The organism is Paraglaciecola marina, from assembly GCF_004360155.1.
GTDB lineage: Bacteria > Pseudomonadota > Gammaproteobacteria > Enterobacterales > Alteromonadaceae > Paraglaciecola > Paraglaciecola marina.
The window spans coordinates 434,707-449,037 of the sequence record NZ_SAIS01000001.1 but is presented as its reverse complement, the minus strand read 5'-3'; the positions used below and the strand labels follow the sequence as shown (position 1 = coordinate 449,037).

Annotated in this window: 12 protein-coding genes; 8 read left to right on the top strand and 4 right to left on the bottom strand. The window is 40.3% G+C overall.

All coding sequences use genetic code 11. The features are described from left to right. The first annotated feature begins 7 nt into the window (after nt 1–7). Nucleotides 8–1,891 carry an alkaline phosphatase gene (locus tag EOK74_RS08045; protein WP_133469466.1) on the top strand — a complete coding sequence of 628 codons (1,884 nt, stop codon included), beginning with the start codon at nt 8–10 and terminating at the stop codon, nt 1,889–1,891. A gap of 85 nt (nt 1,892–1,976) precedes the next feature. Then, a complete protein-coding gene (locus tag EOK74_RS08040; protein WP_133469465.1) occupies nt 1,977–2,714 on the top strand; it encodes a hypothetical protein in 738 nt (245 codons plus the stop codon). A 74-nt stretch (nt 2,715–2,788) separates the two neighbouring features. On the opposite strand, the gene EOK74_RS08035 is transcribed toward EOK74_RS08040, so the two are convergent. Beyond that, nucleotides 2,789–3,481 carry a glutathione S-transferase gene (locus EOK74_RS08035; RefSeq protein WP_133469464.1) on the bottom strand — a complete coding sequence of 231 codons (693 nt, stop codon included), beginning with the start codon at nt 3,479–3,481 and terminating at the stop codon, nt 2,789–2,791. A gap of 153 nt (nt 3,482–3,634) precedes the next feature. Between EOK74_RS08035 and EOK74_RS08030 the strand changes: the two genes are divergently transcribed. After that, on the top strand, nt 3,635–5,953 hold the full coding sequence (locus tag EOK74_RS08030; protein ID WP_133469463.1) for a peptidase U32 family protein: 2,319 nt from the start codon (nt 3,635–3,637) through the stop codon (nt 5,951–5,953). Nucleotides 5,954–6,271: 318 nt separating this feature from the next. On the opposite strand, the gene EOK74_RS08025 is transcribed toward EOK74_RS08030, so the two are convergent. From EOK74_RS08025 to EOK74_RS08015, 3 genes are all read right to left on the bottom strand, one after another. Continuing rightward, complete coding sequence (locus EOK74_RS08025) at nt 6,272–7,048, bottom strand: substrate-binding periplasmic protein (RefSeq protein WP_133469462.1); 777 nt, start codon at nt 7,046–7,048, stop codon at nt 6,272–6,274. Between the two features lie 148 nt (nt 7,049–7,196). After that, a complete protein-coding gene (locus tag EOK74_RS08020; protein ID WP_133469461.1) occupies nt 7,197–7,925 on the bottom strand; it encodes an esterase family protein in 729 nt (242 codons plus the stop codon). Nucleotides 7,926–8,031: 106 nt separating this feature from the next. Further along, nucleotides 8,032–8,976, bottom strand: coding sequence for an acetylxylan esterase (locus tag EOK74_RS08015; RefSeq protein WP_239024048.1), 945 nt, complete (start codon nt 8,974–8,976; stop codon nt 8,032–8,034). A gap of 156 nt (nt 8,977–9,132) precedes the next feature. Between EOK74_RS08015 and EOK74_RS08010 the strand changes: the two genes are divergently transcribed. From EOK74_RS08010 to EOK74_RS07990, 5 genes are all read left to right on the top strand, one after another. Then, nucleotides 9,133–9,507: a BlaI/MecI/CopY family transcriptional regulator gene (locus tag EOK74_RS08010; RefSeq protein ID WP_133469460.1), complete on the top strand. Its 375-nt coding sequence runs from the start codon at nt 9,133–9,135 to the stop codon at nt 9,505–9,507. After that, a complete protein-coding gene (locus tag EOK74_RS08005) occupies nt 9,500–10,735 on the top strand; it encodes a M56 family metallopeptidase (RefSeq protein WP_133469459.1) in 1,236 nt (411 codons plus the stop codon). The genes EOK74_RS08010 and EOK74_RS08005 overlap by 8 nt, the downstream gene beginning before the upstream one ends. 37 nt (nt 10,736–10,772) lie before the next feature. After that, the gene (locus tag EOK74_RS08000; RefSeq protein ID WP_133469458.1) at nt 10,773–11,438 is read left to right on the top strand and encodes a hypothetical protein; all 666 of its coding nucleotides are present in this window, start codon (nt 10,773–10,775) and stop codon (nt 11,436–11,438) included. A 162-nt stretch (nt 11,439–11,600) separates the two neighbouring features. After that, nucleotides 11,601–13,007, top strand: a complete 1,407-nt coding sequence (locus EOK74_RS07995) for an efflux transporter outer membrane subunit (protein WP_133469457.1) — start codon at nt 11,601–11,603, stop codon at nt 13,005–13,007. Beyond that, nucleotides 13,000–14,304 carry an efflux RND transporter periplasmic adaptor subunit gene (locus EOK74_RS07990; RefSeq protein ID WP_133469456.1) on the top strand — a complete coding sequence of 435 codons (1,305 nt, stop codon included), beginning with the start codon at nt 13,000–13,002 and terminating at the stop codon, nt 14,302–14,304. The genes EOK74_RS07995 and EOK74_RS07990 overlap by 8 nt, the downstream gene beginning before the upstream one ends. Nucleotides 14,305–14,331 lie beyond the last annotated feature (27 nt).

The window sequence follows — 14,331 nt, the reverse complement described above, 5'->3', positions numbered from 1 at the left end:
GTTAACAATGAAAAATTTTAAATTAAGCATCATATCGCTGGCTATTCTGGGTCTTGTAGGATGTTCAGATGGCGATAATGGAACAAATGGAACAGACGGCACTAACGGATCGGATGGCTTAAACAGCCTAATATTACAAACACCCCTAACTGTAGGTGATACTAACTGCCCAAATAGTGGCGTTCAAATAGACTCAGGTTTAGATAATGATGCAGATGGCTCACTAAGTGATAGTGAAATAACTGCCACAGAGTACGTATGTGCTGCTGGCGTAACATCTGTTTCTAACAGTGAAATACTAACCACCTTAAACAATGACTGGTTCGCAGCTGGTGAAGCGGAAATAGAGACAGCAAAAGATGTATGGGCAAGCTCAATTAGTTCAGCTACTGCCAAAACAGCAAAGACGACTATCACAGCTAAGGCATCAAGTATCGAGTCTTTGCGTGGGCAAGCTAAAAATGTCATCTTGTTTGTTGGCGATGGCATGGGCATCTCTACTGTAACGGCGGCACGTATTTTAGAAGGACAGCTAAACGGTAACGAAGGTGAAGAGAACCAACTTAGCTTTGAAACTTTCCCATTTGCTGGTTTAGCAAAAACTTACAACGTTGACGCACAAACCCCTGACTCTGCTGGAACAATGACAGCTATGATGAGTGGTGTTAAAACTGACGTAGGGGTTATCGGTGTTGATGAAGACATAGAACGCGGAGAGTGCTCAACAGTAGATGGTAATGAACTATATACTGCATTAGAACTGGCAGAAATTGCTGGTAAGTCTACTGGTATAATATCAACAGCTAGGATCACTCACGCCACACCTGCTGCGACTTACGCCAAGTCTGCAGACCGTAACTGGGAAGATATCTCAGATATGCCATCAGACTCTAATGACTGTGTTGATATTGCTGATCAACTCGTTAACTTTGAAAGTATCCTTGAAGCTAAAATAGAAGACCTAGACATTGATGGCATAGAAGTAGTATTTGGTGGTGGTCGCCGACACTTTTTACCAAATGATGCTGACTATAATAGTGCAGATGCGGTTAGTACCGTCGAAGGCGATAGAACAGACGGCCGTGATTTAACCTCTGAGTGGCAGGACATCTACCCAGACGGTGAATATGTGATGGATCAATCAGGTTTTGAAGCTATCGACACAGACTCAGTTGAGCATGTGTTTGGCTTATTTAATGAATCACACATGCAATATGAAGCCGATCGTGGAAACGATATTGCTGGCGAACCTTCTATCAGTGAGATGACAGAAACAGCTATCAACATACTTGACAATAATGATGATGGCTTTTTTCTAATGGTTGAATCAGGTCGTATCGACCACGGTCACCATGCTGGCAGCGCATATAACGCGCTAACAGATACCATTGCGTTCTCTGATGCTGTCGCTAAAGCAGTTGAATTAACTGACTCATCTGAAACATTGATAATCGTTACCGCTGATCACGGTCACGTATTTACTATTGCGGGCTATCCAAAACGTGGTAACCCAATATTAGGCAAAGTGGTAAGCGTTAACTCTACAGAAGAAGCAACAGCCAGCGATGGCATGCCTTACACCACCTTAGGTTACACCAATGGTTTGGGTTTCCGAGACTTAGGCACAGAAACTGACGCTGATGCAACCTATACGCTTGATGCCGCAACAGGTCGTCAAGACTTAACAGATGTAGATACAGCATCATCTGGATTCCACCAAGAAGCTTTGGTGCCACTAGGCTCTGAAACTCACTCTGGTGAAGATGTAGGAATATTTGCTTCCGGGCCAGGAGCCTTGCTAATCAACGGTACACAAGAACAAAACATGATTTTCCATGTTATGGACTTCGCTGCTGACTTAACAGGCGCGGCAGATGCAGCAGTAGAATAAAAATAATTTGTTATAGAAAACGGGGTAATGTCATTTTGCCTCGTTTTCTTTACTTACCTTCAATAGCAACCCCTAGGAAAATGTTTTGAATTTCAAAAAAACAACAATTTTATTGTTCGCTCAACTAATAATGAGTGTTAGCGCATATGCCAATCAAGCATGTACTGAAAATGACCAACTAAAAGCAGAATATAATATTTCAGTTGAACAAAAAGGTCGCACAAGCACCAGTACACCGCTTATTTTATGGCGTGATAAAGAGGTAGTCGCTCACCAATATCCAAGCACCAAAATCACTGAGATGTGGCAAAATATTAACCACAAATTGATTAAGCCCATCAGATATTTTAACGATTACCACCGCGCCATTGAATATCAACCTGGTGAAGTCGTTCATGGTAAAAAAGAAACAGATTGGAGCTACAGATTTCAACTAGTATCAACCAGCATGTTAAGCAAAATGACAGAGACTAAGCGTCAAGGGGCTGGTTGTGACGAACGTGTTTTTCTTACCTACAAAACTGATAAGAGCGAACTTTCAATTGTCTGGATCCCACAAATGAAACTAGTTGAATCGTTCAGATTAGACAACCCAAGCCGCAAAGAACATTGGCAGTTAACAAGTCTGGACACTAAAACAGCAAAAGTAGATGAGTATTTCAAAAAACTTTATGCTTATAAAGGCACAGATTATGCTGACATAGGCGACGACCATACCGATCCTTTTTTAACAAAAATGGTTACTCTAGGCTTTGTAGAGTCAGGAGCTTCTGGTTTTTATAATGATAAAGGTGAAGCACTAGAAGGCCATCACCACCATTAATTTATTTAGACATACAGATAGCGCCACAATAAGAGGTAAGTTTAATCTAGTGGCGTTGCTTATACATAAGTAGCTTAACTGAAACCAAACACTACAGGCTCACTTTTCACATGCCATATAGGGTAATTAGTCATGACTTTATTAAACATAGGGCTTTGCAGGTATTTATTAAGCCATTGCTTTAGTTGCGGATATGGCGATTGCAAATACCACTGCCGCTCAACCTTAGCGAACTGACGTATAAAAGGCAAAATGGCGATATCAGCCAAACTTTCATGGTCGTCCATTAGATAAGCATGAGAACTAAGCCGTTTCTCTAGGTCCTGAATATAGACTTCACAAGCTTGACGGCACTCAAGCAAGTTAGTTTCATGGTAGCGTTTGGCGCATTTATAAGCCTCTAACAAACCTTTAAATTCATGGTCAAAACCATAAACCAAGTCTAATATCTCGGTTAAATTTGCAGATATTTCTGGAGCGTCATCACCCTCTACCACTCCAGCTCTCAATAAATTATCCGGGTCACTTTCTTGTAACGCCCATAGCATCACATCTAAACTTTCATCAATCACCTTTTGCGTCTGACCATCAGCACTGAGCACTAAAGTGGGCACCGTACCTTTAGGTGATGCAATAAGCATCTCGGCAGGTTTATCTTTAAGCACTACATCCCTTAGCTCTATAGTTTGTTTAGATTTGTATATGGCTATTCTAGCTCGCATAGCATAAGGGCAGTTACGTAAAGAATATAAAACAGGAAGAGCCATAAAAAAGTGTTCGCCTTTTAAAAGTGAAAGCTTGTGAATATACACTGCGTTAAATACCCGAGTATTTTATCGGTATTCATTACCTAAATATACGGGTAAAATCCCCCGCTCAAAATAACCTCAAAAATTTACCTAATTTCGATAAGTTGATACATGGATCCTAAAATAGAATTATTAGCACCTGGTGGTGACGTTGACGCAATTAAAGCGGCAATAATAGCGGGCGCTGATGCGGTGTACTGCGGTTTAGACAACTTTAACGCCCGTAATCGCGCCTCAAATATATCCTTTGAGCAACTTATCGGGATCATTCGCTTGGCACATCAATACCAGTGCCAGATTTTCTTAACCCTAAATATTGTTATCTTAGAGCGAGAATTTAAATCACTCGCTAAATTACTAAATAAGTTGGCTAACACCACCTTAGATGGTGTGATAGTGCAAGATATAGGTATGTTTTACATTCTTAAGAAGCACTTCCCTACCCTTGATATTCACGCATCAACTCAGCTAACCACCCATAATGTGGGGCAAATCCCCTTTCTTAAAAAGTTAGGGGCGTCTCGGGTTAATTTGTCTCGGGAATTAAACTTGCGTGAAATAACCGCAATAAATGCAGTATGCCAAGAGCAAGACGTACTTACCGAAGTATTTGTGCACGGCTCCTTATGTGTCGCGTTTTCCGGCTTATGCTACTCAACCTCAGCCAGTGCCGGTAATTCGGGTAACCGTGGCCGTTGCAGCCAAGCCTGCCGTGAAGAATACGAAACCACACCTTCAGGTAATAACTTCCCGTTAAACCTAAAAGACAATTCAGCCTTTTTTGATTTACCGGCACTGATTGACGCAGGAGTGCATTCCTTTAAAATTGAAGGCCGTATAAAAAGTGCCAGCTATGTACATACAGTAGTTGATAGCTTTAGAAAACAAATTGATGGCTACTTAGAAACCGGCGAGCTAACCGAAGACGGCGAGCGGTTATATAAAGTATTCAACCGAGATTTTTCTAATGCATTTTTACGGGGTGACTTAAACCAGTCTATGTTTACTGAGAACCCGAGAGACAATTCTAAGAACCACGCTCTACAAGCTAGCAACGCCATTTCAGTTGTACAAATTCAAAGTGTCGAAGACACCCTAGACTTAGAAAAAGCGCAAATGTCAGCTTCGGTGTCAGAAAAGGTCAAACATGTAAGTATTGAAAAACCAGCCCTTACTTTAGCTTTTTCTGGTAACGAGGGGCAGCCTCTTACTATTACCGCTACAGCCAAAGAAGCCACACCGCTCATATCGATTGCATCACCTCAAGAACTGACATTTACAGTTCAGTCGAGTGCCCTGCTTACTGCAAATGATAAAACACCTTTAGACCAAGCAGCTATCGATAAGCGCTTTAAAAACTTCAGCAGCGCTGCATATAATTTAGAGCTACTAAACACACAAGGCTTAGCTGAAAACCTTAGTATTTCATTTAAAGAGCTTACCCTATTAAAAAATGAAATAGCCTCATTACTCAATGAAGGTCATAAACCCGTCACTGAAGTTATGTTACCCAAACTAGAAAAACACCCTAAACCTGCACCTAAAAAAGCCAATACTGTGGCTAACTTATCAATTTTGATTTGTGATGAAGAAGACATTGCTTTAGCTGAAGTGACCGATGCAGATATTTATTTTAAGCTACCCGATGCATACAAACGGGATTGCACGAAGTATGTAGGTTTCTTGCAAGATAATCCTAGGCTAATACCATGGTTCCCGTCAGTATTAATTGGTAAGGATTATGACGTGGCGCTGAATATTTTGGAGCAAGTTAAACCTGAGTTAATCGTGACCAACAACACAGGTATTGCAAACAGGGCCTATGAATTAGGCATTAAATGGATTGCAGGGCCGTATTTAAATACTACAAACTCCTATGCACTCTTAGCTATGCAGCAAGAATTTGACTGTAGTGGAGCTTTTATTTCCAACGAAATAAACAGAATGCAAATTAACGGCATAGCTCGTCCTAAAGACTTTAAAATGCTGTATAGCGTGTACCATCCAATTTTGCTGATGGCCAGTAGACAGTGTTTCTTCCAGCAAAGTGTGGGTTGTGAAAAACCGAGAATTGATAACGGCTGTATGTTGTCATGTGATAAATCCACCAGCATAACCAACCTTAAAGGTGAGTCATTCGCCATTGATAAACAAAAAGCTGGCTATCCGAGTATTTATAATCAAGATCAATTTGTAAATACAGAAGTAGTAAACGACCTAGCCCATATGTTTGATGACTTCATGCTCGACTTAACCAATATTGGCGCAGGAGACAAACAGTCACCAGATAAAGCTTTGTTGATTAAACAATTTGAACAGCTACTAAGCACTGAATCAATCACAGACAAAGAAATGGTCAATATGGTACAGAACACCTTAAAAACAATGGTGCCTGATGCCACCAATGTTCAATATCATAACGGTTTGTAATAATTAACAAATTGGAATGTAGGGCTTGCCAATCGGCAAGCTCTAATTTATTTCAGCTGAGTCTTGGTTAAGAAATTTCGAAACTGAATACTTTTAATATATATTTCAATTAGATAACCTTTTGCCACCTATTTTTAAGCCATTTATCCTAGGGTAAGTCAGGACCTTTTTGTTCATATTAAGGCGCTCATTCTGTTGTCTAGTCGCTCTAAACCCATGATGAGCAACGCAAAGAGGGGCAAAAATAGCTTGGCTGACAAGCGTTGCTTATCCGAAATTCTGGTTGTTTACATGAGTTACAGCTGGACTCTTAAGTATTTAGCTTTCTGGATTCGGTAGGTTATCTAGCTCATCAAAAATTTGTGTCGGTATGGGCGCTAGATGCTTTTCAAAGTACTGTTCTACTCTGCCGCTTTGCCGGTATTCCAACATTAACCGCGAAATATCATCAAAATACGCCATCATTTTTGACTCGTCAGGAATACTTATAAAATACGGATTTTCAAAGGTATCTTGTAAGCTTACCTTCTCAAAGTTTGATTCAAATAGATCAATACTGTGCGACTTTGAAGTCACTACTACATCAATTCTACCCAGCTCTAACATGCCTAACAATTGTTCAGTTTCACTCACTAGGGTAAGTTGCGAAAAGTCCAACTTAGAAAATTCAGGGGAGTAAAACACTCCTCGTATAGCACCTACATTAACCTTAACTAACTCTTCATAGGAGCTTATGTCAGGCTTAAAGTTAGGAGATTTAAAGAATGACAGAGTTCTTGAAGCGTCTGTATACTTAATTGCATTAAGGTAATACTCTCGTGCTGGCGTCATCGAATGTCGAATCAATAAATCAACATTGCCCTTTTGAGCATCAATAATTGAACGCCCCCAAGGTACTTTCTGCCATTTTACTTTAATTCCTAATTCAGAAAGTATATCGGAAACCAAGTCAGGAATAACTCCCTTGCACTTACCGTTTTCAAAATATAATTCTGGGGGATAATTTCGGCAGTGACCTAAAAAGGTTTTAGCAGATGTAGGGCACGACAAGAATAAAAAAAGAGCGACTAAAATAAAACTAAGACCTTTTGTCATATTCCCCCCAAATAGTAATTAAATTCTGCTAAATATTGAACGCTCCGCGGAATAAATATACCCAAATTCATGGGGAAAATTAAGCGTTTTTGGACCAAAAGGTAAATAAAATAGTAAAAGCATAAATAAATTCTGCACTTTAAAGTAACTAAAGGTAGATCCGCACCATTCTTCGCCAGTAGTAACCTTGGTGAGCGCGGTCATCCCACTGGTGTAAAGTATGTTCAATGCCTTTTTCTGCAAACAGAGAGCTCATATGCAAATTGTTGTTTAAAAACGGATCTTCTCGGCCAATCACCATCACAATATCCATGTTTCTTAAATCATTTAGTTTTCGCTCGCAAACCAACCCAGGTAAAAAGTGGGATGGCGTATGAAAGTACACATCATCATTATAAAAACCCGAAAATAAATCTGCGAAATACTCCACATTAAGTGTCAAATCAAAGCGGCCACTAAATACACATAACTTATTAAATAAATGGGGATGACGCAGCGCTATATTAGCGGCATGAAATGCCCCTAAACTACAGCCATGGCTTATGGTACAAGGGTTGGAGTTGAGCCTATCCATTAGCGGAAAAACTTCATTCAATATGTATTCCTCGTATTGAATGTGGCGCTGAATACGCCAGTAAGGATGAGCAGTTTCACAATATAAACTTTCAGCATCAATACTGTCGACACAAAAAAGCTGTAACTGTCCAGCCTCTACTTTGTCTTGAATTTGCTCAAGAATTCGCAGGTTTTCATATTCATAAAACCGAGCAAAACGGGTCGGAAAAACCAACACTCGTGCGCCAGCATGCCCAAACACCAACAATTCCATATCCCGCTGTAAGCGAGGACTCCACCACTTGTGATACTCCCGCTTCATCCAGTTTTTTCCTCAAGATTTGAATAACTCTGTTATTCAATTTGAGAAAACGAGTTACTAACCTGAGCTAAGGGTAGTAAACGTTATAACCCATCCCAAATTGAGACTAACTAAAAAACGTTAGAAGTTCTTGTTTTAGTTCTTTTGACTGTTTTCCTTGATTTGGATAACTATCGTGACCGGCTTCTAAAACAAATAACTGTTTATCACTTTTCACTTGATTATAAATTGCAAACTGCCCTGGCGGAGTCACCACAGGGTCCCGCAATGCCAGAGCAAAATGAACAGGCACGGTTACATTGGCGGCAGCATAGGCGGCATCGTAATACCGCAAGGTTCGAATAAGTTTAAAGGGCTCTCGTTGATAAAAATCTTGTAGCGATTTACCACTACCATGGGTGGGTATCCGTAGCCTTAATTGATGGTTACCAAAGGTAGGTACATTAAAATGAGCTCGTGCAATACGAGTATCTTGAGCAAGTGCCAGCATACCTACACCACCACTAAAGCTTACCCCTAACAAGCTTACTTTATTCGCCAAATGGGGATATAAATTCTCTAAAACCGACACAGACAACCACACATCTTCAACACATCCACGAATAATATAACGGTCTTTTTTGTCAATATCATGAATCACATGCCAATAAGGCTCTTGAGAAATAGGGGGTGCTGCACTGCGTGATATACCTCGGCTACAAGGGAAATAAAGTGCAGTATCAGTAAAAGGTAAATTAAAATCTGGCTCATTACGCCCAGCATATCCATGCCCTATAACTAAAGCTTTATTAACCTTGCCGGACTTGGGTACTAACAACCACCCCCAAATGGTTATCGAATCAGTTGATTGAAACGATACATCATATACCTTCCAGTTTTTATGGTGTCTGCCAGTATCGTGTAAAACTGCTGCGGGGTTTATAGCTAAGGCCTCAACATAGGCCTGCTTCCAAAAATCATTAAAATCTTTAGGTGGTTTAGGTGTTGATACTGCGAGTAAGTCGTCAAGGGGATAAGATCCATAGGGATCCTTATCAAGTATAGAATTCAAAATGTATAAGATTTTTCAAAAAGGTTTTGTACATTTATAAAACAATGAACCGCTCCTAAAGTAAATGCCTTAACCATTAAAAATAATAAATAATTACTTGACCCGATTGATTACAAGTGTAATCTAAACACAAAGACTACAACTGTAATCATCAATATGAAAGATATCACCAAAACAGAATTTGAAGTACTTGAAGCCCTTTGGGAAGATTCTCCCGCTTCAGCCCAAGATATTATTCAACGCTTAAACCATAAAAAAGATTGGCACGACAAAACCGTAAAAACCCTGTTGAGTCGGCTAGTAAAAAAACAAGCCATCGATTTCCAAAAACAGCAAAGAAGTTATATGTATTTTCCACTGTTTGAAAGAGACGCTTACGTAACTAAAGAAAGCGAGAGTTTAGTGTCTCGCTTATTCAAAGGTCGAGTAGCGCCTCTAGTGGCAGGCTTTGCTAATACCGATTCATTATCTAAAACTGATATCGATGAGTTAAAAGCCTTGATAGATAAATGGGAGCAAAATAATGATTAATTGGCTGCTAGAACAACAGTTGGTGTTTAGTTTACTGCTACTATTTATGATAACAATTGAAACGAAAGGCATTCATAAATTAGGAAGCACTACAGTTTATGCCCTTTGGATACTTGTTCCCTTGGGGCTTCTCGCTAATAACTTACCCCAAGATGTCATTACAGTAAGTGACACCTCTATCTACCGACATATAGTCAATTTAGACACAGCGACAGTAGATCAAACTTTCAATATTAGTTGGGCTTGGTTATGGGCTTTGGGATGCGGTGCTATCTTGTATATTGCAGGCTTATCACAGTTAAAAATACACCAATTACCCCGCACCCCAGCCCAAATACATAACAAGCATAGAAGCCTACCCAACAAGCTACCTGTCTATACTAGCTCAAATTTATCAGGCCCTATTTTAAGTGGCGTATTTAAACCTGAGCTATTGTTACCACAAGAATTCCATTCGCAGTTCAGTGTTCGCCAGCAACAACTAATGCTGGCCCATGAACTTGTTCATTATCAACGTAAAGACAACCTCTACAATTTACTAGCCTTAATTTTAGTGGCGTTATTTTGGTTTAACCCTCTTAGCTGGTTAGCATATCGCGCTTTCAGAAGAAGCCAAGAGCTAGCCTGCGACGCGACAGTATTAAGAAATTTGGCTCAAAAAGACAAAATCACCTACAGCAAAGCACTTGTAAAATGTGCGGAGCACTCACTACACAGCTTTTCAATATATTCACCCTATGGAGAAAAAAGCAGCATGCAAAAACGAATCAAAAACATCCAAAACAACCGCTCTGTTAAACCCGTTATGATTGGGTTAGCCCTAGCACTTAGCACTAGCCTTATCGCTGGAGTCGCTTTGGCTAACATGGCAGAAACTAGCCATAAAGTTAAACAAGCTTTTATGGCTACCCCTGTCATCAGAATAGAGCCTAAATACCCACAAAAAGCAGCGCAAAATGGTATAGAAGGCTCGGTTATATTGCAGTTTGATATTACTAAAGACGGCTCTACTGACAATATTGAAGTAATAGAATCATTTCCTCAGCGGATATTCGATAAAGAATCGGTTATTGCCTTAGAGCAATGGCAATACAAACCCCGAATTCAGGGGGGAAAAGCCCAAATACAAACCGGCCTGCAAGTGCAATTAGATTTTAGACTAGACCCTAATAAACATGAGCAATCAGCCTCAACATCTAAAATTGAAAAAATAAAAGTGCAACATTAATGTAATGGCCATGTTTAACTCGATAAGTTTGTTAAGCATGGCCATACTATTATGTGGTTGCAGCCAAACAAACATTCATCTATATACACGGTACTTGTCAGAACAGCAGGCCCATGAAATCACCGTAACATTAAGCGAAAACCAATACAAAGTGGTAGCAAACGACCATGACTTCCCGACTTCCATAAACCAATCATCCATTATCTACTCTCCTTTTTTAGACTCACCGCAACACATTCACAAGGTAACTAAAATCATGAGTGACATAGGTTGGGATATATACAATACAAACATGATGTTTAGCGGTAATCATCACTATAAGAAAAATTCAATTGCCCTACTCCCTGTGCCCAAAGGCATTGAACCTCATAGTGAATCAAACGCAGTGAATTGGGCCCATGAATATAGCTCTGAACAATGCGATTCAAGAATATCGCTCCGGCTTAATAGAGATGGTACTTATCAAATAAATACCCCAGCAAGCACAAAACAAGATAAAAGTTTCGCAACTGGCAAATGGAAAATTACCAGTTTCCCCTATATTGAATTACGCTCACGTATTGGTGAATGGTGGTTTTACTTTGAGCTCACAAATTACAAAGAGCAGGATAAAATCGGCGAAATAACCATTTATGAACTTACACCCATGAATCCATACGACATTTTAGAAAATTGCCAATTACTGTTTGGCATTAGGTCGTAAAACTTACCTTTGACATCCCCCTCACTTGAAAATAGTAAGACGAATCCACCATAAAATAAGGTGAATAAATTTTATTGTAAAAGTTGTGTAAAGTGCTTCTTAGAATCCCTTATATCTTATATTCTAGTGGTTGATTTTTAACACTTTACACTCGGCCTACCCATAGTGAAACGATACTTACCTATACTGATTGCCCTCTCTATAGCGGGATGTGCGACCAATAGTGAACTAGATAAAAAGCTACAATTTCCTGAGGTGCCAGAAAACTGGCAAATAACTCAATCTTCAATTGAAGTTAAAGACAATTGGCTCCCGCAATTTGCTCAAAACGAATTAATTGACTTAGTCAATGAAGCTCTTACACAGAATTACGCATTACGCCAAGAAGCCTATGGCGCTGAGATTTTGAAACAGCGTTTACTGCAAAGTGAAGCTGATTTCTGGCCCACCTTAGACCTAGATTTTAGCTCTGGACGCAGCAGAAGTTCCAGTACAGAAGTCACCTCAAACAGTCACTCCATTGGCTTAGAATCAGGTTACGAGATAGATATCTGGGGTAAGCTTTCAGCTGCACAACAACAAGCTAATTTAAACTATTTAGCGAGTGTGGCTCAATATCAACAAAGTCGTCAAACTTTGGTTGCTAGTGTTGTAAGCGGTTGGTTTGACCTAATTACCGCCAAGCAATTACTCGATTTAGCCGAGCAAAGAGTTGAAAACTCCAAACAAAATTTAGACATTATTGAATCAGGTTACAGACAAGGCCTTAACAGCGCCTTAGACGTATACCTGTCACGAAATGAATTAAATAGTGAAATATCTAACCTAGCCGATCAGCAAACCTCTTTATTGCAAACATCAAGAACCCTAGAGAGGTTGTTAGGACGCTACCCTAGTGGCAAAGTGGCAGCAACAGTGGCAGACACCAGCTTGCCACTACTCGATACTCAAATTCCCACAGGGTTACCAGCCGATGTTATCACCCGTAAGCCAGAGCTTAAGGCTAGCTGGTATCAAGTATTGGCAGAAGATGCCGGGCTTGCTTACGCCCATAAGCAAAGGTTTCCTAGCTTTAATTTATCTGCTTCTATTTCAGACTCTACGGATGAGCTTTCAGACTTATTATCGGGCTCCTCTTTTGCCTGGTCTTTGATTGGCAGTATTGCCGCTCCCATATTCAGAGCGGGTGACTTAAAAGCCAACGAAGAAGCAGCACGCCTAACCCTTAAACAACAAGAACAAGCTTATTTAGACACATTGTTTGAGGCATTTTCAGATGTAGAGAATGCTATTACAACAGAAAAAGGCTTAAAACAAAGCTATCTAGCCACTGTTAACGCCAGTAAAAATGCAAAAGAAGCGGAAACACTTTCCTTCGAGCAATATCAAAAAGGCTTAGTGACTTACACAACAGTGCTAGAAGCCCAAGGCCGCTCATTCGATGCACAAAATGCACTTATTCAAATTAAAAATCAGTTATTAGCAAACAGAGTTGACTTGCATATCGCCCTAGGTGGCGACTTTGCTGATACCCAAATAAATCAAGAGGACGTGTTAACCAATGAGTAACGTAAAGAAGTGGTTAATACCACTAATCATTTTAGTGGTCACCTTAGTGGTAGCAAAAATCATTCTTAACAATCCACCTGAAAGCAAAAGGGGCGGCCCCTCTAGCGCTTCACAACTAACGGTTGAAGTAGCAGAGCTCACACCTCAGCAATTCACTGTGGTAGTAGACACCTTTGGCACGGTACAACCTAAAACACAAAATGCATTGGTGGCACAAGTTTCCGGACAAATAACTTACGTTAGCCCGCAGTTTAGAAATGGGGGCTTTTTCAACAAAGGTGATGTTTTAATCAAGCTTGACTCGAGAGACTATGTAGCAGACGTTAAAATTGCTGAAGCAGATTTACTCTCCGCTGAACAAGCCTTGCTAGAAGAGCAAGCCACATCTAGGCAAGCCGCTATTGACTGGAAACGTTTAGGAAACTCAGAAGAACCTAGCGATTTAGTATTGCGTAAACCGCAACTGGCCGCGGCAGAAGCAACCTTATTATCTGCACAAGCGGGTTTAACCATAGCCGAACTAGCCTTAGAACGTACTATCATTAAAGCCCCATACGACGGCAGAATACTTGAGCAACTGGTTGATTTTGGTCAAGTGTTAGCCTCTACCACAGAAGTAGCAGAGATTTACTCAACTGACGTAGTAGAAATTCGTTTACCTATCAATAATAGTGATATTGACTTGGTCAATTTTCCTGAAGAGTTTCGTACCAACAACCAATTACAGCCCATAATAGAAGCCCGTTTTACCTCTAGCTTTAGCAAAAAACAAACTTGGTTAGGTCAAATTACCCGCACCGAAGGTGCCATTGACACTGATTCACAGCAACTTTATATCGTGGCACAAATTGATGACCCCTATAACCCTGAATTACACCCAGGAGCCTCTATAAAAATCGGCCAATATGTAAACGCAGAAGTACAAGGTAAAACCTTAGACAATGCGATAGTCATCAGTAACAGTGCAATTTACCAAGGCACCTATGTATACGTGGTAAACAATGGTGTGTTGCAACGAAAAGATATAGATATTCGCTGGCAGAATAGCCAACAAGCCATTATCGAAAACGGCCTACAAGCCGGCGATCTGTTAGTCACCACACCGCTAGGGCAAGTTAGCTCAGGTACTCGCGTTACCATTGCCGGTGAAGAGCCACCACAAAGAACCCGCAAGCCCTCTCCAGAGCAATTAGCAAGACTACAAAAGAAGGCTGATGAAATGGGCATAACAATCGATGAGTTACGAGCTCAACGCCAAAACGGTGGGGCAAATGCCAAACCAAAAGGCCAAAACTAATGAATAGATTCTTACAGCTACCAATAA